Origin of the sequence: Ferranicluibacter rubi (assembly GCF_011603255.1) — a bacterium.
GTDB lineage: Bacteria > Pseudomonadota > Alphaproteobacteria > Rhizobiales > Rhizobiaceae > Ferranicluibacter > Ferranicluibacter rubi.
The window spans coordinates 21,846-44,635 of record NZ_JAANCM010000001.1 but is presented as its reverse complement, the minus strand read 5'-3'; the positions used below and the strand labels follow the sequence as shown (position 1 = coordinate 44,635).

General features: G+C 64.9%; 24 protein-coding genes. 15 read left to right on the top strand and 9 right to left on the bottom strand.

What is annotated here, in order from left to right; all coding sequences use genetic code 11:
* The first annotated feature begins 163 nt into the window (after window positions 1-163).
* The 4 genes from G8E10_RS00220 (at window position 164) to G8E10_RS00205 (ending at window position 4,156) form a co-directional block, all read left to right on the top strand.
* Window positions 164-1,315: an ATP phosphoribosyltransferase regulatory subunit gene (locus G8E10_RS00220; RefSeq protein WP_167125876.1), complete on the top strand. Its 1,152-nt coding sequence runs from the start codon at window positions 164-166 to the stop codon at window positions 1,313-1,315.
* A complete protein-coding gene (gene hisG, locus G8E10_RS00215; RefSeq protein WP_167125873.1) occupies window positions 1,312-2,013 on the top strand; it encodes an ATP phosphoribosyltransferase in 702 nt (233 codons plus the stop codon). The genes G8E10_RS00220 and hisG overlap by 4 nt, the downstream gene beginning before the upstream one ends.
* Before the next feature lie 108 nt (window positions 2,014-2,121).
* The gene (locus tag G8E10_RS00210; RefSeq protein WP_167125870.1) at window positions 2,122-2,829 is read left to right on the top strand and encodes a glutathione binding-like protein; all 708 of its coding nucleotides are present in this window, start codon (window positions 2,122-2,124) and stop codon (window positions 2,827-2,829) included.
* A 64-nt stretch (window positions 2,830-2,893) separates the two neighbouring features.
* On the top strand, window positions 2,894-4,156 hold the full coding sequence (locus tag G8E10_RS00205; protein WP_132663749.1) for an NAD(P)/FAD-dependent oxidoreductase: 1,263 nt from the start codon (window positions 2,894-2,896) through the stop codon (window positions 4,154-4,156).
* Between the two features lie 5 nt (window positions 4,157-4,161).
* Here G8E10_RS00205 and G8E10_RS00200 read toward each other — a convergent pair whose 3' ends face one another.
* On the bottom strand, window positions 4,162-4,383 hold the full coding sequence (locus G8E10_RS00200; protein WP_092986867.1) for a DUF3072 domain-containing protein: 222 nt from the start codon (window positions 4,381-4,383) through the stop codon (window positions 4,162-4,164).
* Between the two features lie 135 nt (window positions 4,384-4,518).
* Here G8E10_RS00200 and G8E10_RS00195 point away from each other — a divergent pair, with 135 nt between their 5' ends.
* Window positions 4,519-4,743 (top strand): antitoxin MazE family protein, encoded by a 225-nt coding sequence (locus tag G8E10_RS00195; RefSeq protein ID WP_110732870.1) that lies wholly within the window; start codon window positions 4,519-4,521, stop codon window positions 4,741-4,743.
* A complete protein-coding gene (locus tag G8E10_RS00190; RefSeq protein WP_167125867.1) occupies window positions 4,740-5,063 on the top strand; it encodes a type II toxin-antitoxin system PemK/MazF family toxin in 324 nt (107 codons plus the stop codon). The genes G8E10_RS00195 and G8E10_RS00190 overlap by 4 nt, the downstream gene beginning before the upstream one ends.
* Here G8E10_RS00190 and G8E10_RS00185 read toward each other — a convergent pair.
* The 4 genes from G8E10_RS00185 to groES form a co-directional block, all read right to left on the bottom strand.
* A complete protein-coding gene (locus G8E10_RS00185; RefSeq protein WP_167125864.1) occupies window positions 5,026-5,193 on the bottom strand; it encodes a hypothetical protein in 168 nt (55 codons plus the stop codon). The two genes, G8E10_RS00190 and G8E10_RS00185, sit on opposite strands and share 38 nt — an antisense overlap.
* Window positions 5,194-5,248: 55 nt before the next feature.
* A complete protein-coding gene (locus G8E10_RS00180; RefSeq protein ID WP_245419985.1) occupies window positions 5,249-5,701 on the bottom strand; it encodes a pyridoxamine 5'-phosphate oxidase family protein in 453 nt (150 codons plus the stop codon).
* A 302-nt stretch (window positions 5,702-6,003) separates the two neighbouring features.
* On the bottom strand, window positions 6,004-7,641 hold the full coding sequence (gene groL, locus G8E10_RS00175) for a chaperonin GroEL (RefSeq protein ID WP_110726816.1): 1,638 nt from the start codon (window positions 7,639-7,641) through the stop codon (window positions 6,004-6,006).
* A 90-nt stretch (window positions 7,642-7,731) separates the two neighbouring features.
* Entirely contained in the window at window positions 7,732-8,028 is a 297-nt protein-coding gene (gene groES, locus G8E10_RS00170; RefSeq protein ID WP_092932367.1) for a co-chaperone GroES, read from the bottom strand.
* 256 nt (window positions 8,029-8,284) lie between these two features.
* Here groES and chrA point away from each other — a divergent pair, with 256 nt between their 5' ends.
* The 3 genes from chrA to G8E10_RS00155 all read left to right on the top strand — a co-directional run bounded on the left by chrA (window position 8,285) and on the right by G8E10_RS00155 (window position 11,618).
* Window positions 8,285-9,652 carry a chromate efflux transporter gene (chrA, locus tag G8E10_RS00165; RefSeq protein ID WP_167125861.1) on the top strand — a complete coding sequence of 456 codons (1,368 nt, stop codon included), beginning with the start codon at window positions 8,285-8,287 and terminating at the stop codon, window positions 9,650-9,652.
* Between the two features lie 135 nt (window positions 9,653-9,787).
* A complete protein-coding gene (locus G8E10_RS00160; RefSeq protein WP_167125859.1) occupies window positions 9,788-10,636 on the top strand; it encodes a TIGR01459 family HAD-type hydrolase in 849 nt (282 codons plus the stop codon).
* A 1-nt stretch (window position 10,637) separates the two neighbouring features.
* Window positions 10,638-11,618, top strand: a complete 981-nt coding sequence (locus G8E10_RS00155; RefSeq protein WP_132663746.1) for a bifunctional riboflavin kinase/FAD synthetase — start codon at window positions 10,638-10,640, stop codon at window positions 11,616-11,618.
* Between the two features lie 46 nt (window positions 11,619-11,664).
* On the opposite strand, the gene G8E10_RS00150 is transcribed toward G8E10_RS00155, so the two are convergent.
* Both G8E10_RS00150 and G8E10_RS00145 read right to left on the bottom strand, forming a co-directional pair.
* Window positions 11,665-11,913 (bottom strand): DUF1902 domain-containing protein, encoded by a 249-nt coding sequence (locus G8E10_RS00150; RefSeq protein ID WP_167125855.1) that lies wholly within the window; start codon window positions 11,911-11,913, stop codon window positions 11,665-11,667.
* Window positions 11,910-12,200 (bottom strand): type II toxin-antitoxin system Phd/YefM family antitoxin, encoded by a 291-nt coding sequence (locus G8E10_RS00145; protein ID WP_110799930.1) that lies wholly within the window; start codon window positions 12,198-12,200, stop codon window positions 11,910-11,912. Before G8E10_RS00145 ends, G8E10_RS00150 begins: the two co-directional genes overlap by 4 nt.
* Before the next feature lie 296 nt (window positions 12,201-12,496).
* On the opposite strand from G8E10_RS00145, the gene ileS reads away from it, so the two are divergent.
* The 3 genes from ileS (at window position 12,497) to G8E10_RS00130 (ending at window position 16,771) form a co-directional block, all read left to right on the top strand.
* The gene (ileS, locus tag G8E10_RS00140) at window positions 12,497-15,475 is read left to right on the top strand and encodes an isoleucine--tRNA ligase (protein ID WP_167125851.1); all 2,979 of its coding nucleotides are present in this window, start codon (window positions 12,497-12,499) and stop codon (window positions 15,473-15,475) included.
* A gap of 191 nt (window positions 15,476-15,666) precedes the next feature.
* On the top strand, window positions 15,667-16,284 hold the full coding sequence (locus G8E10_RS00135; protein WP_110799929.1) for a hypothetical protein: 618 nt from the start codon (window positions 15,667-15,669) through the stop codon (window positions 16,282-16,284).
* Window positions 16,285-16,291: 7 nt separating this feature from the next.
* Window positions 16,292-16,771: a GNAT family N-acetyltransferase gene (locus tag G8E10_RS00130; RefSeq protein WP_167125848.1), complete on the top strand. Its 480-nt coding sequence runs from the start codon at window positions 16,292-16,294 to the stop codon at window positions 16,769-16,771.
* 4 nt (window positions 16,772-16,775) lie between these two features.
* Here G8E10_RS00130 and G8E10_RS00125 read toward each other — a convergent pair whose 3' ends face one another.
* Window positions 16,776-17,225, bottom strand: a complete 450-nt coding sequence (locus tag G8E10_RS00125; protein WP_167127044.1) for a nucleoside deaminase — start codon at window positions 17,223-17,225, stop codon at window positions 16,776-16,778.
* A 70-nt stretch (window positions 17,226-17,295) separates the two neighbouring features.
* On the opposite strand from G8E10_RS00125, the gene G8E10_RS00120 reads away from it, so the two are divergent.
* Genes G8E10_RS00120 through G8E10_RS00110 form a run of 3 tightly spaced genes read left to right on the top strand, consistent with a single transcriptional unit; the run spans window position 17,296 to window position 20,926 of the window.
* A complete protein-coding gene (locus G8E10_RS00120; RefSeq protein WP_167125845.1) occupies window positions 17,296-19,494 on the top strand; it encodes a pseudouridine synthase in 2,199 nt (732 codons plus the stop codon).
* A 6-nt stretch (window positions 19,495-19,500) separates the two neighbouring features.
* Complete coding sequence (rsmD, locus tag G8E10_RS00115) at window positions 19,501-20,064, top strand: 16S rRNA (guanine(966)-N(2))-methyltransferase RsmD (RefSeq protein ID WP_110799926.1); 564 nt, start codon at window positions 19,501-19,503, stop codon at window positions 20,062-20,064.
* A gap of 7 nt (window positions 20,065-20,071) precedes the next feature.
* On the top strand, window positions 20,072-20,926 hold the full coding sequence (locus tag G8E10_RS00110; protein ID WP_167125842.1) for a patatin-like phospholipase family protein: 855 nt from the start codon (window positions 20,072-20,074) through the stop codon (window positions 20,924-20,926).
* A 14-nt stretch (window positions 20,927-20,940) separates the two neighbouring features.
* On the opposite strand, the gene G8E10_RS00105 is transcribed toward G8E10_RS00110, so the two are convergent.
* The gene (locus G8E10_RS00105; RefSeq protein WP_167125838.1) at window positions 20,941-22,764 is read right to left on the bottom strand and encodes a monovalent cation:proton antiporter-2 (CPA2) family protein; all 1,824 of its coding nucleotides are present in this window, start codon (window positions 22,762-22,764) and stop codon (window positions 20,941-20,943) included.
* Window positions 22,765-22,790 lie beyond the last annotated feature (26 nt).

Below are 22,790 nucleotides of genomic sequence, written 5' to 3'. Positions count from 1 at the left end.
GCCACACCCTGACTACGTTTGGTAAGCAAAGCGGTCGCCACACCCTCCCTTCGCCCCGCAAGCGGGGAGAAGGTGCCGGCAGGCGGATGAGGGGCAGCCTCCCCGCGACGGTATCGGTTCTTCTTCTCACCCCCGCCCGCACGCCCCCGGGAACCGCACACCCATGACCCGCTACGACCTCCCCGATTTCGCCCCGGACCTCCTCGCAGCCTTCGCCACGCGACGGGCCGAGCGGGTGCACACGCCGGTCATCCAGCCGGCCGATCCCTTTCTCGACATGGCGGGCGAGGACCTGCGGCGGCGCATTTTTCTCACCGCGAGCGAGACGGGGACCAGCCTCTGCCTGCGGCCGGAGTTCACCATTCCCGTCTGCCTGCGCCATATCGAGACCGCCACCGGCACGCCGAAGCGCTATGCCTATCTCGGCGAGGTTTTTCGCCAGCGCCGCGGCGGCGCGGAGGAGTTCTATCAGGCCGGCATCGAGGATCTGGGCGAGCGGGACGTGGCGAGCGCCGATGCGCGCGCCATCGTCGATGCGATGGACCTGCTGCGCGTCGTGCTGCCCGGCCAGGCCCAGACCCTCTCGCTGACGCTGGGCGATCAGGCCGTGTTCGAGGCCGTGGTTGCAGCCCTCGGCCTGCCGGTCGGGTGGCAGAAGCGGATGATCCATGCCTTCGGCGACGTCGGCCACCTCGAAGCGCTGCTCGACCGTCTGGCCCGCCCCCAGCCCGTGACCGGCCTCGACCCCGAGATCGAGGCCCTGCTGTCGGCAGACCGGCAGGATGACCTGATCGCCCGTCTGGAACGCCGCATGGAAGAGACCGGCTACTCCACCAATGCCAGCCGCTCGCCGGCCGAAATCGCCCGCCGCCTGAAGGAAAAGCGCGAACTCGCCGAAACCCGCCTCGATGGCTCGGCGCTGCTGCTGCTGCGCGAGTTCCTGACGCTGCGCCTGCCGCTGGCCGAGGCCTCCGCAGCCCTCGCTGGCTTTGCCGATGCCGCCGACCTGAAACTCGGCCCGGCTATCGCCGCCTTCGATGCGCGTCTTGCAGCCCTCGCCAATGCCGGTGCCGATCTCTCCGCCATGACCTACCGCGCCGCCTTCGGCCGCCCGCTCGACTATTACACCGGGATGGTCTTCGAAATCGTCGCATCCGGCGGTGCCGAGGTGCTGGCCGGCGGCGGCCGGTTCGACCGGTTGATGACGCTGCTCGGTGCGCAAAGCCACATCCCGGCCGTCGGTTTCTCGCTGTGGCTCGACCGCATTGAGGCGCTGCGCGACGCCGCACAGGGGAAAACGGGAGAGCCGGAATGACCATCACCATCGCGCTCCCCTCCAAGGGCCGCATGAAGGACGAGGCCTCGGCCATCTTCGAGCGCGCCGGCCTGAAAATATCGACCGTCGGCAACGACCGCTCCTATCGCGGCCGCGTCGACGGCATCGACGATGTCGAGATCGCCTTCCTGTCGGCGTCCGAAATCTCGCGCGAAATCGGCGCCGGCTCCGTGGATTTCGGCGTCACGGGCGAAGACCTCGTGCGCGAAGGTCTGGCGGATGCGGACGAACGGGTGGAATTCTGCGCCCGCCTCGGCTTCGGCCATGCCGATGTCGTCGTCGCCGTGCCGGATATCTGGCTCGACGTCGACACCATGGCCGACCTCGGCGATGTCGCCGCCGATTTCCGCACCCGCCACGGCCGCCGCCTCGCCATCGCCACCAAATACTGGCGCCTGACCCAGCAGCACTTCTCCGGCAGCCATGGCATCCAGCTTTACCGCATCGTCGAAAGCCTCGGCGCCACCGAAGGCGCTCCCGCCTCCGGCTCCGCCGACATCATCGTCGACATCACCTCCACCGGCTCGACGCTGACGGCCAACCACCTGAAAATCCTCTCCGACGGCATCATTCTGCGCAGCCAAGCCTGCCTCGTGCGCGCCCGCAAGCCGGGGCATGAGAACGACATCCGGGTGCGGGAGATCGTGGAGCGGGTACAGGCGGCGTTGCGCGGCTAGAACGGGTTCGCATGTATGACGGCGACGAAAATCGCCGCACGCCCCGCTGACATCCCGCCCCATCGCCCCTATGTGAAACCGCAACCCCTTCCAAGGAACCCGTCCCGCATGGCCGATCTCTCTTCCTTCCCCATCACCACCCGCTGGCCCGCCACCCGGCCGGATGCCATTCAACTTTATTCGCTACCGACGCCGAATGGCGTGAAGATCTCGATCGCGCTCGAAGAACTCGGCCTCGACTACGAGCCGCATCTCATCTCTTTCGGCACCAACGATCAGAAATCGCCGGAGTTCGTCTCGCTCAACCCGAACGGCCGCATTCCCGCGATCATCGATCCGAACGGCCCTGAGGGAAAGCCGATCGGCCTGTTCGAATCCGGCGCCATCCTAGTCTATCTCGCAGAAAAGACTGGCAAGCTTCTGCCGGCCTCCGCTGCCGGACGGTATGAAACGCTCGCTTGGGTCATGTTCCAGATGGGCGGTGTCGGGCCGATGTTCGGTCAGTTCGGCCACTTCTTCAAGTTCGCCGCCGACAAGGTCGCCAACAATCCCTACCCGATGGAGCGCTACCGCGACGAATCCAAGCGGCTGCTCTCGGTGCTCGAAACCCGTCTGGAAGGCCGCCAGTGGCTGATGGGCGACGATTACACCATCGCCGATATCGCCACCTTCCCGTGGATCGAGGGTGCGCGAAAATTCTACGGCGGCGATCAGGTGCTCGACTATGCGAGCTTCCCCAACGTCATGGCCTGGGTCGCCCGCGCGCTGGAGCGTCCGGCGGTCAAGACCGGCATGGAGATCCCCAAGCGGGATTGATCGCACGCGGTTTTCTACCGCATTGACGGTTCCGCCCGCGACGGGATAGGTCTCGGGCGGAATCATGCGAAGGGAAGACGGCGTGGCGGAAGAGCGGGAGACAGGGCAGGACAACCGGCTTGTCGTGGTTGGCGGCGGGCAGGCGGCCTTTGCGCTGATCGCCAGGCTTCGCGCGCTGAAGGACACGCGTCCGATTACCTTGATCTCGGCCGAACAAAGCTTGCCATACCAGCGCCCGCCGCTGTCCAAGAAATATCTCCTGCGCGAAATGACGCTCGATCGGCTGCTCTATCGGCCGGAAAGCTGGTACGCCGAGCACGCCATCGATGTCCGGCTCGACTGCCGTGTGACCGCGATCGACCGTGCCGCAAAGTCCGTGACGCTCGATGATGGCACCGCGCTCGCCTACGACACGCTGGCGCTCGCGACCGGCGCCACGCCCCGGCGCCTGCCGGACAGCATCGGCGGGACGCTCGAGGGTGTCTTCACCCTGCGCGACTTCCGGGATGCGGACCGCCTTGCGGAGGAGATGCGCCCGGGCCGCCACGCCCTCATCATCGGCGGCGGCTATATCGGGTTGGAGGCTGCGGCCGTCGCTCGCACGCTGGGCCTCGAGGTCACCCTGATCGAGATGGCCGACCGCATCGTTCAACGCGTCGCCGCATCGGCAACCTCAGACATTTTGCGGAACCTGCATCTCTCCCGCGGCGTGGACCTGCGCGAAGGCACCGGCCTCACGCACCTGCTGGAACACGACGGCCGAGTGACAGGGGCGGAATTGTCGGATGGCACGAAGATCCATGTGGACCTCGTGATCGTCGGCATCGGCGTCTCCGCCAACGACCGCATCGCCCACGATGCGGGCATCGCGACGGCGAACGGGATCATTGTGGATATCAACGGCCGCTCCAGCGACCCCTCCATCTTCGCGATGGGTGATTGCGCCGTGCTGCCCTTCGCCGACATGCTGATCCGTCTGGAATCCGTGCAGAACGCCGTCGATCAGGCGGAAACCATCGCGGCAAACATCGCGGGTACGCCAACGCCTTACCACGCGAAACCGTGGTTCTGGTCCGATCAATACGACGTCAAGCTACAGATCGCCGGCTTCGGCCTCGGTCATGACGAAACGGTCACGCGAGCGGGACAGAGAGAAGGCAGCGCCTCCGTCTGGTACTACCGCCAAGGCACGCTGATCGCGGTGGATGCGATCAACGACGCCAAGGCTTACGTTGTTGGAAAGAAACTGATCGAAATGGGGACGACACCGGACAAAGCCGCCATCGAAAACCCCGCCACCGACCTCAAGGCGCTCCTCGCCTCCTGATCAGGCTACTCGCCGAGATCGAGCTTGCTGCGCAGCGCATCGATCCGTTTCGAAGCCTCCGCCTTGGTGATGTCCTCGGCAAACTGATCCGGCTGATGCGCCTGTTCCGACAGCGTCTGCAGATAAGACCGCTGCGCTCCCGTCATGGGCTCGTCGCCGCTGACCCAGTCGTCGGGGTTCTTTTCGGTGTTGGAAGACGTGTCGTTGGCAACGGCTTTGTCGGACATGAAGTGCTCCTCAGGTGGTTATGTTCGCTAAACGTTCATGCACGGAGGAGGTTCCGCGATATGCGTGAAGCTGTCCGCTAAACTTGACAGTTTTGTCGAATTTGATCATGTTACATGTAACGAAGGAGGCAGGTCATGCGCACGCCTTTGACACAACGGGTTCAGAAGCACCGCGATGCCATGCGTGCATCCGGTCTGCGGCCGGTGCAGATATGGTTGCCAGATACGCGTAGCCCCGGTTTCCTTGAAGAGTGCCGCCGTCAGGCACGGATCGTCGCTGCAGCAGATGCCATGGATACCGATACGGATGCCTTCATCGATGCTGCTCTGGCTGATCTTGGAGACGAGGCGGATGCGTGACGAGGGGTGACATCGTCACGGTCGCAATGCCGGGCGACTTTGGCAAACCAAGGCCGGCCCTTATCATCCAGTCGGATCGTTTCGCGGAAACGGGCTCGGTCACCATCATGCTCATATCCGGCACGCTGGTCGATGCCCCGCTTATCCGGACGACGGTTCTTCCGTCACCGGAGAACGGTCTTCGCAAGCCATCCCAGATCATGATCGACAAGACGATGTCAGTAAGGCGAGACAGGCTCGGCCCGGTCTTTGGCCGGTTGGAGACCGAGAACATGATCGCGGTTACACGCACACTCGCTGTTTTTCTCGGAATCGCGTGAGCACAACGATGGCCCTGGCGATCATGTCGCCATATTCGCTCGTCTGGGCGTTGTAGCCGTAGTTGTCGTCGTTCTTGTCGAGGATCTTGCCAACGACGATCGAAGCTTCGTCACCGGCATTGTCTGCCATCTGGCGAACGAGCACCCGCTCACTCGCCAAAAGATCGCGTCACCGGCGGCCCGCATCAGGCGTTCGTCGCATGACGCCCCGACAGGCTCTCGATCTGGATGCTGTAGAATACCGGAAGCAGCGCTTCGCCTGAGGACGCAGTCTCGCCGGGTTTGTAGGCGCCCGGCTCCCACCAGTTGCCTTTCTCCTGCAGCAGCGACCAGGCGTAGACGTGTTCGCCGTGCCATGTCTCGTCGTCGGGCAGTTCCTGATAAAGCCCTTCCAGCAGGACGCTCTGCCATTCCTCCGGCGTCGCCAGCGTCTCGACCTGAATGCAAGCCTGTGGGTTGGCGCGCAGCGTATCGATCTTCCTGCCCGGCAGTGAAAAGCTGTAGAAAGCGCCCTTTCGGAAGGCATACCGGATCGGGATGACATAAGGCCGGTTTCCGGTACTGCAGCCAAGGTGCCCGATGGTATTGGCGGCGAGCACCGCCTCGCATTCCGGCGTTGTCATATCGCGTACGTTCATGATGGCACTCCTGTCGGCCGTCCCTTCGACGAGGCTTCCGGATAAGCGGAAGCGCGCGGGAACGTTCGCCGACAGTGCGCCTTTGGAACCTGTCTGGCAAATGCAGCCGCCTCCGACAAACGGTTCTCGTGACATTTCGCGTGAGGTCGAGCACGGCGGTGATGCAATACCAGTTCCGAAAAAATCGGAAGTCGGCAGCTCGAAGCGGTCGATCCCCGGGGACATGCCCGGAAGCCCCGTGGAACGAAAAAGGGCGGCCCTTGCGGACCGCCCCTTCATTCCATCAATCCTTTTCGGATTGATTACATCATGCCGCCCATGCCGCCCATGTCGGGCATGCCGCCGCCGGCGCCGCTGTCCTTCTTGGGAAGTTCGGCGATCATGGCTTCGGTGGTGATCAGGAGCGAAGCGACCGAAGCTGCGTTCTGCAGCGCGGTGCGCACGACCTTGACCGGGTCGACGATGCCCATGGCGATCATGTCGCCATATTCGCTCGTCTGGGCGTTGTAGCCGTAGTTGTCGTCGTTCTTGTCGAGGATCTTGCCAACGACGATCGAAGCTTCGTCACCGGCATTGTCGGCGATCTGGCGAACGAGCGACTGGAGAGCCTTGCGAACGATGGCGACGCCGGCGTCCTGATCGGCATTCTCGCCCTTGACGTCGAGAACGGCCGAGCAACGCAGCAGGGCCACGCCGCCGCCGGGAACGATGCCTTCCTGAACGGCTGCACGGGTTGCGTTCAGCGCGTCGTCGATGCGGTCCTTGCGTTCCTTGACTTCGATTTCCGTCGAGCCGCCGACGCGGATGACGGCAACGCCACCAGCGAGCTTGGCCAGGCGTTCCTGAAGCTTTTCGCGGTCGTAGTCCGAAGAGGTTTCTTCGATCTGCGCCTTGATCTGGGCAACGCGGCCTTCGATCTCGTTCTTGGCGCCGGCACCGTCGACGATGGTCGTGTTCTCCTTGGAGATCGAGACCTTCTTGGTACGGCCGAGCATTTCGAGCGTGACGTTCTCGAGCTTGATGCCGATGTCTTCGGAGATGACCGTGCCACCCGTCAGAACGGCGATGTCTTCCAGCATGGCCTTGCGGCGGTCGCCGAAGCCCGGAGCCTTGACGGCAGCGATCTTGAGGCCGCCACGCAGCTTGTTGACGACGAGCGTTGCAAGAGCTTCGCCTTCGACGTCTTCAGCGATGATCAGGAGCGGCTTGCCGGTCTGGACGACAGCTTCGAGAACCGGAAGCATGGCCTGCAGGTTCGAAAGCTTCTTTTCGTGCAGGAGAACGTAGACGTCCTCGAGCTCGGCCAGCATCTTTTCCGGGTTGGTCACGAAGTAGGGGCTGAGGTAGCCGCGGTCGAACTGCATGCCTTCGACGACTTCGAGTTCGGTTTCCGCGGTCTTGGCTTCCTCGACGGTGATGACACCCTCGTTGCCGACCTTCTGCATGGCTTCAGCAATGTCGAGACCGACCTGCTTGTCGCCGTTTGCCGAGATCGTGCCGACCTGAGCGACTTCTTCCGATGTGGAGATCGGCTTTGCCTTGGCCTGCAGGTCCTTGACGACGGCGAGAACGGCGAGGTCGATGCCGCGCTTCAGGTCCATCGGGTTCATGCCGGCTGCAACGGCCTTGTTGCCTTCGCGAACGATGGCCTGGGCAAGAACGGTTGCAGTCGTGGTGCCGTCACCGGCGATGTCGTTGGTCTTGGAAGCGACTTCGCGAACGAGCTGTGCGCCCATGTTCTCGAACTTGTCTTCCAGTTCGATTTCCTTGGCGACGGAAACGCCGTCCTTGGTGATGCGCGGTGCGCCGAAGGACTTGTCGATGACGACGTTGCGGCCCTTGGGGCCCAGCGTGACCTTGACGGCATCAGCGAGGACATCGACGCCGCGCAGCATTTTTTCGCGCGCGGTGCGGCCGAATTTTACTTCTTTAGCTGCCATTTTGAAAACTCCCGGGCATAAGCCCAAATTTTAAGTGTCGTCGGATTGTGAGAAGGAACTGCCAGAGGCTGAGCCAAGGCAGAGCCGATATCAGGCGATAACGCCCATGATGTCGGATTCCTTCATGATCAACAGGTCTTCGCCGTTGAGCTTGACTTCGGTGCCCGACCACTTGCCGAACAGGATGCGGTCGCCGGCCTTGACGTCCAAAGGAACGATCTTGCCGCTATCGTCACGCGCGCCGGAGCCGACGGCGACGATTTCGCCTTCCTGCGGCTTTTCCTTGGCGGTGTCGGGAATGATGATGCCGCCCTTGGTCTTGGCTTCGGACTCGACGCGACGTACGACGACGCGGTCGTGCAGGGGGCGGAAGGTAGTGCTTGTCATTGTCTTTTCCCTCGATCAAATGACGCTGGGATCTCTAGGATCCATCGATCTCTTAGCACTCCGGTAGGTCGAGTGCTAGCAAGGCTGAGATAAGGACGGTTTGTGCCGGAGTCAAGATTGGCGGCCATCATTTATGTCCGCCGCCTGTCACATGGCCATCGTAGAGACGGTCTGCGACACGGGTGAGACGCGCGTCGCAAGGGGTCGATCGATCGTTGTCGGAACGATTCGGACGGGATAAGGCGCGAGGCGGACAATGAACGATCAACACGGCACGAATGAGACAGGCCCCGTTTCCGACCATCCGCGCGATGTTTCCACAGAGCCGGGTCGCGGCCCGAAGCCGTCTTTCGCACAAGCTGTGCGCGTCTGGGCCCGCATCGGTCTTCTCGGCTTCGGCGGCCCGGCCGGGCAGATTGCGCTGATGCACCGCGAGGTGGTGGAGACGCGGCGCTGGGTGCCGGAGGATCGCTTCCTGCACGCCCTGAACTACTGCATGCTGCTGCCGGGTCCGGAAGCGCAGCAGCTCGCCATCTATATCGGCTGGCTGCTGCACGGCACACGCGGCGGGCTCGTGGCCGGCATCCTCTTCGTCCTTCCCGGCCTCTGCATCCTGCTCGGCCTTTCGACGCTTTACGCGCTCTACCACCAGACGGGCATGCTCTCGGCGGTGTTCTTCGGCTTGAAGGCTGCGGTGCTGGCCATCGTGGTCGAAGCGCTCCTGCGTCTCGCCCGGCGCGCGCTGAAGACGGTCTCTTCGCGCGCCATTGCCGCGCTGGCCTTCGCGGCCCTGTTCTTCTTCTCCGTGCCCTTTCCGCTGGTCATCCTCGCCGCCGGCCTGTTCGGCCTGCTCACAGCCAAGCGGAAGGCGGAAGCTAGATGGGTGGCAGGGGCAACGGACAGGTCGAGAACCTGGCCGCAGACGCTGGCGCTCGTCGGCCTCTGGTCGTGCCTCTGGGTCGCCCCGCTCGGCCTCATCCTCGCCCTCTGGGCCGCCGGAAACGTCTTCTTCGCCCTCCACATCTTCTTTTCCAAGATGGCTGTCGTCACCTTCGGCGGGGCCTATGCGGTGCTCGCCTATGTCGCCCAGCAGGCGGTGGAAACCCACCACTGGCTGCGGCCCGGTGAAATGCTGGATGGGCTGGCGCTGGCGGAAACCACGCCGGGGCCGCTGGTTCTGGTGCTGACCTTCGTCGCCTTCATGGCGGCCTTCCGCCTGCCGCCGGCCGGGCTCGATCCCGTGGTTGCAGGCCTCATCGGCGGCCTCGTCGCCACCTGGGTCACCTTCGTGCCGTGCTTCGCCCTCATCTTCCTCGGCGCGCCCTCCGTCGAGCGGCTGCGGGGCAACCGCATGGCGGTCGCGGCCATGAGCGCGATCTCGGCCGCCGTGGTCGGCGTCATCCTCAACCTCGCCGTCTGGTTCGCCCTGCACGTGCTGTTTGCGAACGTGCAGCAGAGCCGGTTCGGGCCGCTGGTCCTGTCCGTTCCCGAACTGGCGAGTTTCAACGTCGCGGCAGCGCTTCTCGCAGCGCTGGCGGGCAGTCTGCTCTTCGTCGCGCGGCTTGGCGTGGTCGGCACGCTCGCCGTCTGCGCCGCCGGCGGGCTCATGCTCTCGCTGCTCTGAGGCGTCGGGGAGGCGTCGGGGCGCGCAATTTACAGAGGAATGCGGCGGATAAGCGATGCGATTGCCGCGTTTAGGCTTGTCTTTTGGCGACGTCCTTGCGATGTCAGCCGATAGAAGTCTCAACGGGAAGCCTGCATGGCCGTTCGCATCAACAGCTTTCGTGACATCGCGAGCCGCTATGACGTGGTGCTGTGCGACGTCTGGGGCGTCCTTCACAATGGCGTTGCGGCCTTCCGTTCGGCCTGCGAAGCGCTGACGGACGCGCGCAGCCGCGGCGTCACCGTCGTTCTCGTCACCAATTCCCCCCGTCCGCATCCCGGCGTCATCGTCCAGATCCGCGGGCTCGGCGTGCCCGATACCGCCTACGACCGCATCGTCACCTCGGGCGACGTCACCCGCGCGCTGATCGCCGCCGGCCCGAAGAAGATCTACTTCATCGGCTCCGATCGCGATTTCCCGCTGCTGGCTGGCCTGGGCGTCGATATCGTCGCCTCCGAAGATGCCGAGATCGTCGTCTGCGCCGGGTTCTTCGACGACGAAACCGAGACGCCGGACGATTACCGCGCCACGCTCTCGGTCCTGGCCAAGCGCAAGCTGCCCTTCATCTGCGCCAATCCGGACCTCGTGGTCGAGCGGGGAGACCGGCTGATCCCCTGTGCCGGCGCCATCGCCAAGCTCTATGAGGAGCTGGGCGGCGAGGCCCGCATCGCCGGCAAGCCGCACAAGCCGATCTACCGCGCGGCGCTGAGCGAAGCCAAGGGTGTCCGCGGCACGCTGGAAGGCGCACGCGTCATCGCCATCGGCGATGGCATGCCGACCGACGTTCGCGGCGCGCAGGACAGCGGCATCGACGTTCTCTATATCAGCGCGGGCATTCATGGAGCCGAGTACATGACCGGCGAAAAGACCGATGAGGCGAAACTCGCCGCCTTCCTGAAAAAGGAGGGCGCGACGCCGAAATGGTGGATGCCCCGGCTCGCGTGACATGACAGTCTTTCACCGCAACGAGACGAAAAATCCCCTGCCGGCCGCCCTCCACGGCGGCGTCATCGCCATCGGCAATTTCGATGGCGTGCATCGCGGTCACCAGTCGGTGCTCGATCGCGCGCTGGTCGAGGCCCACGCGCTGGGCGTACCCGCGCTCGTGCTGACCTTCGAGCCTCACCCCCGCGCCATCTTCCGGCCCGACGAGCCCGTCTTCCGCCTGACGCCGGCGCCGCTCAAGGCGCGCATCCTCGAAGGCATGGGCTTTGCCGCCGTCATCGAATATCCGTTCGACCGCAGCTTCTCGCAGATGTCGGCGCATGATTTCATCCGCGACGTGCTGATGGACTGGCTGAAGGCCGGGCATGTCGTCACCGGGTTCGACTTCCATTTCGGCAAGGGCCGGGAAGGGGGCCCCGCCTTCCTGATGAAGGCCGGCACCGACAACGGTTTCGGCGTCACGCTGGTCGATGCCTATCGCGACGAGAATGCCGACGTCATCTCGTCCAGCCGCGTCCGCAGCCTTCTGGTCGAAGGCGACGTGGCGCAGGCTGCAGGCCTGCTCGGCTATCGTTATACGGTGGAGGCGGAGGTCATCGGCGGCAAGCGGCTCGGCCGCACGCTCGGCTATCCCACCGCCAATATGCGCCTCGACCCCGGCGTCTGCCTGAGGAACGGCATCTACGCCGTCCGCTTCCGCCGCGCCGATGGCTCCCTGCACGATGCCGTCGCCAGCTTCGGCCGCCGCCCGACGGTGACCAGCGATGGTGAGGCCCTGCTCGAGACCTTCCTGTTCGACTTCTCCGGCGACCTCTACGGCGAAATCGCCTCCGTCTCTTTCTTCGGCCACCTGCGCGACGAACTGAAATTCGACGGCCTCGACCCGCTGATCGTCCAGATGAAGCAGGACGACGCGGAAGCCCGCGCGCTTCTCTCAGGCGTTACCCCGCTCAGCGGGATCGATATGGGGTTGTGTTTCTAGAGTTTGCCGTCGTAGCCGGCGTCTTTCAGGTAGAACCCGTCCGGCATCAGGCCGCGACCGGCAGGATGGGTGCCTGCCAGACGATCGCGGGGATCAGGTCTTTCAGCGGTGTCGTTGCCAACTCCGGCAGAGAGATATGATTGTTGACGATCAACGCGATGGCCGCGTCCGCCATGATGGCCTGAAAGGCATCAAGATCGTCGGTTTCGATATGCAGGCCCTCGATGTCGCTTTCGGACATAAAAACCCCGGCTTCAGCATCCCAAACGGCCCTCACGAAGAACGTACGTTTCATGCCCATGATCCTCCCAGATCGACGTCCCGTCCCCGATCGTCTTCCCGCTCGATATCGAGGTCGAACCCGTGATGACCAAGTCCTTCCATGAACTCCAAGAAGCTTTGCCGTGGTTGAGATCCCGTCAGCCGCTCGTGCTCCTCGACGCTGATGATAACGACGCTGTCGCGCCCTCGCACCGTAACGCGTTGCGGGCCTTCGCTTCGCGCGAGCCGGACGACTTCGCTGAAGCGCGCTTTTGCGTCCTCCAGCTTCCACGTTGGAGGTTTTGCGAGATTCTTGGCCATGGAAAAACTCCCATCTCGTCAGATGGTCAGCATAGCGGAGCCGACCCGTGAAGTCCATTTGCTGCGTACGGAGGCCCCCTTCCATTCCGCTGCAAAAACCCTTAGACAACGGGCCATCATGACACACATGCGGCTTGCGTCTTCTCTGCGAATTATCGGCCCGGCCTTCCGCGCGCGCTAAGCGGCCGGAAGGTCCGGGTTTCAAGCATTTGCGCCGCCGCAGGGCTTGCACGCCCCGCGCGTCTGTTTCCTGCCCCGACATTGCGCTTCCAAAGCGCCAGAGAATGATCGCCGATATGACCGAGACCACCCAAACCTTCGACTATTCCAAGACCCTCTATCTGCCCGAAACCGACTTCCCCATGCGCGCCGGTCTGCCGCAGAAGGAGCCGGAGATGGTGGCCCGCTGGCAGCAGATGGACCTCTACAAAAAGCTGCGCGCCTCCGCCGCCGGTCGGACAAAATTCGTGCTGCATGACGGCCCGCCCTATGCCAATGGCAACATCCACATCGGCCACGCGCTGAACAAGATCCTGAAGGACGTCATCACCCGCTCGTTCCAGATGCGCGGCTTCGACAGCAATTACGTGCCCGGCTGGGATTGCCACGGCCTGCCGATCGAGTGGAAGATCGAAGAGGAGAACTATCGCGCCAAGGGGAAGGGCAAGCCCGACCTGCGCGAACCTGCGGCCATGATCGAGTTCCGCCGCGAATGCCGCGCCTATGCCGAAAAGTGGATCAAGGTGCAGGCCGACGAGTTCAAGCGCCTCGGCATCACCGGCGATTTCGACAATCCCTACCTCACGATGAATTTTCACGCCGAAGCCCGCATCGCCGGCGAACTGCTGAAGATCGCCAAGAGCGGCCAGCTTTATCGCGGCTCGAAGCCGATCATGTGGTCGGTGGTGGAACGCACGGCGCTGGCCGAGGCGGAGGTCGAGTATCACGACGTCGATAGCGATATGATCTGGGTGAAGTTTCCGGTTGTGCAGCCTGAAATGTCGTGGTCTGAGCCAGACGGCTCAAAGCTTGAAAGGGTTGAAGCGCCTGTTGTTGATCTCGACCTGCTGGACGCCTTCGTCGTGATCTGGACCACAACCCCATGGACGATCCCCGGCAACCGTGCCATCGCCTTCTCGAACCGCGTCGCCTACGGCCTTTACGAGATCACAGAAGCTGAAAACGACTTCGGCCCGCAGCCCGGCGAAAAGCTGATCTTTGCCGACAAGCTGGCGGCTGAATCTTTCGCTAAGGCCAAGCTGCAATACAAGCCGGTGCGTGCAGTTACCTCTGACGAACTCGCCGCCATCACCTGCGCCCACCCGCTGGCCGACCTCGGCTACACCTTCACCGTCCCCCTCATCGCCGGCGACCATGTCACCGACGATGCCGGAACGGGCTTCGTCCACACGGCACCCAGCCACGGCCGCGAGGACTTCGACGTCTGGATGGAGAATGGCCGCGCGCTCGAAGCCCGCGGCATCGACACCGCCATCCCCTTCCCGGTGGATGATGCCGGCTACTACACCAAGGACGCGCCGGGCTTCGGCCCGGAGGCCGAGGGTGGTCCCGCGCGCGTCATGGATGACAATGGCAAGAAGGGCGATGCCAATGAGCGTGTCATCAAGGCGCTGATCGCCACCAACACGCTCTTTGCCCGCGGCCGGCTGAAGCATTCCTATCCGCATTCCTGGCGCTCCAAGAAGCCGGTCATCTTCCGCAACACGCCGCAATGGTTCGTCTACATGGACAAGGACCTTGCCGACGGCACGACGCTGCGCACCCGCGCGCTCACCGCCATTGACGACACGCGCTTCGTGCCGGCCGCCGGCCAGAACCGCCTGCGCGCCATGATCGAAGGCCGTCCGGACTGGGTGCTGTCCCGCCAGCGCGCCTGGGGCGTCCCCATCTGCGTCTTCGCCCGCGAGGACGGCACGGTGCTGAATGACGAGGCCGTCAACGCCCGCATTCTCGAAGCCTTCGAGGCCGAAGGCGCAGACGCGTGGTTTGCGGCGGGCGCCAAGGAGCGCTTCCTCGGCAACGACCACGACGCGGCCGGATGGACCCAGGTCATGGACATCCTCGATGTCTGGTTCGACAGTGGCTCCACCCATGTCTTCACGCTGGAAGATCGGCCGGATCTCAAATGGCCGGCCGATGTCTATCTGGAAGGCTCCGACCAGCATCGCGGCTGGTTCCACTCGTCCCTGCTCGAAAGTGCGGCGACGCGTGGCCGCGCGCCTTACGACACCGTCGTCACCCACGGCTTCATCATGGATGAGAAGGGGGAGAAGATGTCGAAGTCGAAGGGCAACGTCACGGCTCCTCAGGAAGTCATGAAGGATGCCGGCGCCGATATCCTCCGCCTCTGGGTCATGACATCGGACTATGCCGACGACCTGCGCGTCGGCAAGGCGATCATCCAGACCAATATCGATGCCTATCGCAAGCTCCGCAACACCATCCGCTGGATGCTCGGTACGCTGGCGCATGACCCCGGCGACGACGTCGCCCTGGCCGACATGCCGTCGCTCGAGCGGCTGATGCTGCACCGGCTGGCCGAACTCGACGAGGTCGTGCGCAGCGGCTACGATGCGTTCGACTTCAAGAAGGTGACGCGCGCGCTCATCGATTTCTCCAATGTCGAGCTGTCGGCCTTCTACTTCGACATCCGCAAGGACGCGCTCTATTGCGACGCGCCGTCGAGCCTGCGTCGCCGCGCCAGCCTCTGCGTCATCCGCCGCCTCTTCGAGTGCCTCGTCACCTGGCTGGCACCCATGCTGCCCTTCACCACGGAAGAAGCCTGGCTGTCGCTGAAGCCCGATGCCGTCTCGATCCATCTGGAGCAGTTCCCGGACCTGCCGGCCGAATGGCGCGACGAGGCCGTCGCCGAGAAATGGCGTGTCATCCGTGACATCCGCCGCGTCGTCACCGGCGCGCTGGAAGTCGAGCGCCGTGAAAAGCGCATCGGCGCTTCGCTGGAGGCAGCCCCCGTCGTCTACATCGCCGATGCCGTAACGGCCGAAGCGCTGGACGGTGAGGATTTCGCCGAGATCTGCATCACCTCGGCCATCGAGGTGGTCGTCGGCAGGGGGCCGGAAAACGCGTTCCGCCTGGAAGGCGAGGGCAAGGTCTCCGTCGAGCCGCGTCTGGCCGAAGGCCGCAAATGCGCCCGCTCGTGGAAGGTGACGACGGATGTCGGTTCCGATCCGGCCTATCCCGATGTCACCGCCCGCGATGCGGCGGCCCTGCGGGAGCTCGGCATTTCGCTTTGACGTGTCGTGATGTCATGACGACCGGATGAATTGCGCTTGCGCCGTTCATCCGGTAGAACCCTGCCTGAAAATGGGCGGATTTATCCGTCATGGGGCAGGAATTGGCGGGCAGATCGGCCCAAGCGCATCCCGGGGGGTCCGGGAGCGCCGGGAGGCTGGCGGGGCAGGCCGCACGCGCTGGAAGGGTTTGAATGACAATGACGCGACAGTATGGTGCGGGCGCCGGCGTGCTCTCGATCATGGCCGCAAGCTTCGTGCTGACCGGTTGCATCGGCGGGCCGACCTACGGGACGGACAAGACGGCCGGCGAGCACCTGATGGACGATCTCGGCAGCACGGTCAGCATGGGCGGCGACAAGTCCGCCAACGTGAAGTACCAGCCGCGCCCGGGTCTCGTCCTGCCGCCGTCGGCTGAGCGCACGGCCCTCGTCCAGCCGCAGGCCTCGCTGGCCAACAAGGATAATCCGGCTTGGGTCGAATCGCCCGAGGAAACGCGCCAACGCCTGCGCGAGGAAGCCGACGAGAACGCGGACCGACCGGGCTACGTCTCGCCGCTCGCGAAAGCCTCGGCCAATGGCCGCAAGCTCACCGCCAAGGAACAGCAGGAAGCCTATCGCGAAGCCCGCAAGGTGCAGATGGGGGCCTATGCCGACAAGCGCCGTTTCCTCAGCGATCCCCCGCTCGCCTACCGCAAGGCGCCCGAGGAAGCCCTGACCGATCTCGGCGAGGACGAAACCATCAAGGAACGTCGTCGCAAGAAGGAAGCGCAGGTGCAGGGCAGCGGCAAGAAGTGGTGGCAGGTTTTCTGATCCGGCCATGAGCGTCACCATCCGCGAGGCCACCGTTGAGGATGCCGCTATCATCCTGCGCTTCGTGCGGGAGCTGGCAGCCTACGAAAAGCTGGAGCACGAGGTGGAAGCGACGGTGGACACCACCGCGTTGGCCCTTTTCGGCCCGGACAGCGTTTCCAAAGCCGTGATCTGCGAGCGAGACGGCGCGCCCATCGGCTTCGCCGTCTGGTTCCTGATCTACTCCACCTGGCAGGCCCGCAACGGGCTCTACCTTGAGGATCTCTACGTCACCCCGGAAGCGCGCGGCACGGGCGCCGGGCGCAGCCTGTTGCGGCATCTGGCCAGAGTTGCCGTCGACAAGAACTGCGGTCGTTTCGAGTGGAGCGTGCTGGACTGGAACGAGCCCGCCATCCGCGCCTATCGCGCCATCGGCGCGCAACCGATGGACGGCTGGACCCGCTACCGCCTGACCGGCCAAGCCTTGCAGGATTTCGCCACCGGCTGAAAACCTACCGCCGCGCCTCGAAGAAGGCGCGCAACAATCCCGCCGCTTCCGTTTCCCCCAGCCCCGAATAGACATCCGGCGCATGGTGGCAGGTCGGCTGGGCGTAGAAGCGCCCGCCATGATCCACCCCGCCGCCCTTCGGGTCGCCGGCGCCATAATAGAGGCGGCGGATGCGGGCAAAGGAGATGGCGGCGGCGCACATGGCGCAGGGTTCGAGCGTGACATAGAGGTCCGCGCCGGTCAGTCGTTCCGCATTGAGCCGCCGCGCAGCATCGCGGATCGCCTCGATCTCGGCATGGGCCGTCACGTCGCGGCGCTCGCGCGTCCGGTTGCCGCCGGCGCCGATCACGGTGCCGTCGAGCACGACGACAGCACCGATCGGTACCTCGCCGCGCGCCTGCGCTGCCCGTGCTTCCGCCAGCGCCAGATCCATGAACCCCGGTGATGCGGCCATTCGCGTCATTATTTCTCTTAACCCATCGGCTCCGACCTGATAGGAGAGCCTGAAAAGGCAGGCAACACAAATGACATCCAATGACAAGCCCCAGCGGCCGCGCGGCAAGCCCGCAAGCGGCGGCAAGACGACAGACCGCGCGCCTCGCGCAGCGGCAGCCGACGGCAAGGCCAAATTCGGCAAGCCCGCATTCGGTAAAAACGCAGGCGACAAGAAGCCCTTTGAAAAGAGGGAGGGCGGAAAGCCGGCCTTCGGCAAGCCGGCCTTCGGAAAAACCAGCGGACCGCCGCGTGGCAAGCCCGCTTTTGCAAAGCGCGACGACGCGACGCCGAATGAAACGCGCGCGACAGAGCGCCCGGCGTTCGACAGGCCGCGGACCGAACAGGCCCGCTCCGACAAGCCGTGGGGCGAACAGCCGCGTTTCGAAAAGCTCCGCTCGGACAAGCCCCGTTCAGACAGGCCTCGCTTCGAGAAGGCCGGCGCCGAGACGGCCCGTTCCGACAAGCCGAAATTCGACAAACCCCCATTCGATAAACCCAGGTTCGACAAGCCCCAATTCGACAAGCCCAAGTTCGATAAGCCGCGTGGCGAACGCACGGCCGAGCGTGCCACCGACGAGCGTCCTGCCCGCGCGCGCGCCGCAGCGGCGACGGCTGTGTCCGACGAAGCGCCCCAGCGTATCTCCAAGATCCTCGCCCGTGCCGGCATCGCCTCGCGTCGCGACATCGAGCGGATGATCATGGAAGGCCGCGTCAGCGTCAACGGGACCAAGCTGGATACGCCGGTCGTCAACGTCACGCTGTCCGACAAGATCGAGGTCGATGGCCAGCAGATCCGCGGCATCGAGCGCACCCGTCTCTGGCTCTACCACAAGCCGACCGGGCTGGTGACCACGAACAACGATCCGGAAGGTCGCGCGACGGTGTTCGACCGCCTGCCGGAAGACCTGCCGCGCGTGCTTTCCATCGGTCGTCTCGACATCAACACCGAAGGCCTGCTACTTCTGACCAATGACGGCGGTCTCGCCCGCGTGCTGGAGCTGCCGGCGACCGGCTGGTTGCGCCGCTATCGCGTCCGCGCGCATGGCAAGATCGAACAGGCCGACCTCGACAAGCTCAAGGACGGTATCGCTGTCGATGGTGTGCTTTACGGCGCGATCGATGCGACGCTCGACAAGGTGCAGGGTGCCAACGTCTGGATCACCATGGGTCTGCGCGAAGGCAAGAACCGCGAGATCAAGAACGTGCTCGGCGCGCTCGGCCTCGACGTGAACCGCCTGATCCGCATTTCCTACGGCCCGTTCCAGCTCGGCGAACTGCCGGAAGGTGCGGCCCAGGAAATCCGCGGCCGCACGCTGCGCGATCAGCTGGGCCCGCGCCTGATCGAGGACGCCAAGGCGAACTTCGATGCACCGCTCTTCAACAATCCGGATGCCGACGATGAAGGTCCGCTGGTCTCGACCGAGCGCAGTGCCGAACGCGGCAACGACCGGTCGAGTGACCGCGGGCAGGGCGCTTACGAGAAGCCGGCCTTCCGCGAGAAGACGGCCGACCGCAACGAGCGCCTACGCGGCCGTCTCGATACGCGCCCCGCAGACAACAAGCGTGGTGGCCGTGATAGCGCACCGGCAGCGCGTGGCGACGGGCCGAAGCGCGAGCCGCTCGGCCGTCCGCGCAAGGCCAATGTCTGGATGGCGCCCGGCGCCCGTCCCCTGGCCGAAAAGAAGACCGGCCCCGAGGCGGCATCTGCCGAGAAGCCGGTTCGTCGCGAGCGTCCCGAGGGCGCGCCCAAGGTCAAGCGCTACGGTCGTACCAAGGATGGCCAGGCGATTGTCGGCAAGCAGCGTTTCGATCCGGATCGCAAGAGCAACGCGAGCTTTGCCCGTCCCGACACAGGCCCACGCGTGATCGTCGAGCGGGATTCGCAGGATCGCGACTGGATCAAGGCCAGCGAGCCCCCGGTCCGCGAGGAACGCGGCGGCTTCAAGTCCCGCGATGGCGGCGACCGTGAAACGAAGAGCTTCGGTGACCGCAAGCCGCGGGGCGATCGTCCCGATGGCGAACGGTCGTTCGGCCCCAAGAAGAGCTTTGGCGACCCCAAGAAAAGCTTTGGCGGCGATCGTCCGGCTGGTAAGTCTTTTGCCAAGCCCGGCGCGAAATCCGCTGGCAAGCCCGCCTTTGGCGGCAAGCCTTCGGGCGGTCGCCCAACGGGCGGCAAACCCTCTTTCGGTGGCAAGCCGGGCGGGTCCAAGCCGCGCGGCGGGAAGTAGCACCCGGTGCGCATCGTCGGCGGAGAATTTCGCGGCCGGGCTCTCGCGAGCCCGGCAACGGCCGATATCCGGCCGACATCCGACAGGACGCGCGAAAGCCTGTTCAACATCCTCAGCCACGCCTATCCCGACCGGCTGGAGGAGACCCGTATCCTCGATCTCTTCGCCGGAACCGGCGCCGTCGGCCTCGAAGCCCTGTCGCGCGGTTGCCGTCAGGCGCTGTTCGTCGAAAACAGCGCGGAGGGCAGGGGCCTGCTGCGCACCAATATCGAGACGCTGGGCCTCACCGGTCGCGCCAGGATCTTCCGGCGCGACGCGACCGATCTCGGCACCGTCGGCACCGTCGAGCCCTTCCACCTCGTCTTCGCCGATCCGCCCTATGGCAAGGGTCTTGGCGAGCGAGCACTGGCGGCGGCCTCAGCCGGCGGCTGGATCCTGCCCGATGCGCTCGTGATCCTCGAGGAGCGCGCCGATGTAACGCCGATGGCGGGGCCCGATTTCGAAACGCTCGACATCCGCCAGTTCGGCGATACCCGCATGCATTTCTATCGCTTCCGCAAGCGCGGCTGACCCTGTCATGTCGGAGATGCCGTCCTCCAGCACAGCATCGAGCGGCCCGACAGTCGCCTTGGCGCTCGGCGGCGGCGGTGCCCGGGGTCTCGCGCATATCCACGTCATCGAAGCGCTGGATGACCTCGGCATCCGCCCGCGCGTCATTGCCGGCACCTCGATCGGCGCCATCATGGGCGCCGGCATGGCGGCCGGCATGCGCGGCAGCGACATCCGTGACTTCGCGCTCTCCACCGTCGGCCGGCGCAAGGAGATCGCCAACCGCCTCTGGCGGCTGCGTCCCGCGACCCTGCAGGCGATCGGCGGCAGCCTGCGCTTCGGCCCGTTCAATCTCGAACGCGTGCTCTCCGCCTTCCTGCCGGAAGCCATTCCGGACACGTTCGAAGCCCTGTCCATTCCTCTGAAAGTCATCGCCACCGACTATTACGCGCAGTGCGAAACGGTGCTGGAGGCGGGGGATCTGCGCAGCGCCATTGCCGCGTCCGCCGCCATTCCCGGCATGTTCCAGCCGGTGCGGCTCGGCGCGCGCGTCATGATCGACGGCGGCTTCGTCAATCCGGTTCCCTTCGATCATCTCGAAGGTCTCGCCGATATCGTGCTGGCCGTCGATGTCGTCGGCGGCCCGGAGGGGGACGGCACGACCCTGCCGACGCGGATGGACGCGATGTTCGGTGCGAGCCAGCTGATGATGCAGACGATCACGGCCATGAAGATGAAGGCCTATTCGCCCGATCTTCTGGTGCGCCCGGATGTCGGCCGCTTCCGCGTCATGGATTTCCTGCGCGCGCAGGAGGTGCTGACGGTCAGCGCCGGCGTGAAGGACGAGGTGAAGGCCTCGCTCGACAAGCTTCTGTCGCGGTAGACGCCGTCGCCGTTTCAGCGCGGCCGCTGTGCCTCGGCGATCTCCTCGTCCGGCCCCTGAGGCGCCACCGGCTCCCGCTTCGGCTTCATCAGCGGCTCGGGCTTCACGGGGCGGAAATGCAGCATGTCGCGGCCGGCCGCCAGCCCGTCCACGGCCTGCACCTCCAGCCGCGCCTCGTCGCGCCGGCGGATGTCGGTGGTGATGGCGATGGCCTGCGCGTCGGTAACGCCAAGCTCTTCCAGCGTGCGCTGGCCGAAGAGCAGGCCGGATTCCAGCGTTTCCCGAAGCTCGTAGTCCACGCCGCGCGCCCGCAGCTGCAGCGTATGCTGGCGGTCGTAGGAGCGTGCGAAGATGCGGGCATTGGGGAATTCCGACTGGACGAGATCGACGATCCGGTCGGTCGTCTCCTTGCGGTGGGTGCAGATCGCCACGATCTTCGCCCGCTCGATGCCGGCGGCCCGCAGCACGTCGAGCCGTGTTCCGTCGCCGAAATAGATGCGGAAGCCGAAGGTCGCCGCCTGTTCCACGCGCGCGGCGGAATGGTCGATGATGGTGACGTCGCGTCCGCCGGCCAGCAAAATCTGCGCGGCGATCTGCCCGAAGCGCGAGAAGCCGATCATCAGCACATCGGCGCCAGCCCCCTCGAAATCCTCCTCCATGTCGTCCTCCGCCTCTTCCTCCTCGTCCCGCACGAGAAAGCGCGAGAGCGCGGAGGCGGCCGGCGTCAGCGCCATGGAAAGCGTGACGATGACGACGAGCAGCGAACCGGTCGCGGCCGGAAACACGCCCGCAGCAGCCGCCGCACTGAACAGCACGAAACCGAACTCGCCGCCCTGCGGCAGCAGAAGCGCGATGCGCACCGCCTCGTTATGGGCCGAGCCGAACAGCCGGCAGACGGCGTAAAGCGTCACGGCCTTGATGATCACCAGCATGGGAACCGCGATCAGCACCGTGAGCCAGTTGGAAAAGATCACGTCGATCTGCAGCGACAGGCCGACCGCCATGAAGAACAGCGCCAGCAGCAGGCCGCGAAACGGCTCGATGTCGGCTTCCAGCTCATGGCGATAGCTCGATTCCGCCAGCAGCACGCCGGCCAGAAACGCGCCCATGGCCATGGAAAGCTGCGCCATCTGCATCAGGGTCGCAGCACCCAGCACGATCAGCAGCGCGGCGGCGATCATGATTTCGCGCGCGCCGGTGCGCGCAAGAATACGAAAGAGCGGATTGATGAGATACCGTCCGGCCAGCACCATCACGAGGATGGCGCCGACGGCGACCGAGAAATCCTCGATCGGCGGCGTCGTATCCTCCGGCGCCTGCAGCGCGATCAGCGGGATCAGCGCCAGCAGCGGCACGATGGCGAGATCCTGCAGCAGGAGGATCGAGAAGGCGCGCTGTCCGTAGCGCGTATTCGTATCGCCCTTCTCGTCGAGGATCTGCAGCGCGAATGCGGTGGAAGACAGAGCAAGGCCGAAGCCGGTGATGAGGCTGCCGGCAGCATCGAGCAGGCCGAGTTCGTAGACGATGGCCGAGAGCAGCCCGCCGGTGACGAGCACCTGTGCGGACCCCAGCCCGAAGATATCGCGCCGCATGGCCCAGAGCCGCGACATCTTCAGCTCCAGTCCGATCACGAATAGCAGGAAGACGACGCCAAGCTCGGCAAAACCGAGGATCGCTTCCCCATCCGTGATCTGGTGGAACACCGGGCCGATGATGACGCCGGCTGCGAGATAGCCGAGCACGGTGCCGAGCCCCAGCTTCTTGAAGATGGGCGCGGCCACGACGGCGCCGCCGAGCAGCAAAAGCGCCTGGGAGGTCATGACGGGCGTTGTCGACATCGTGACGTTTCCTGTGGCTTTGCCGT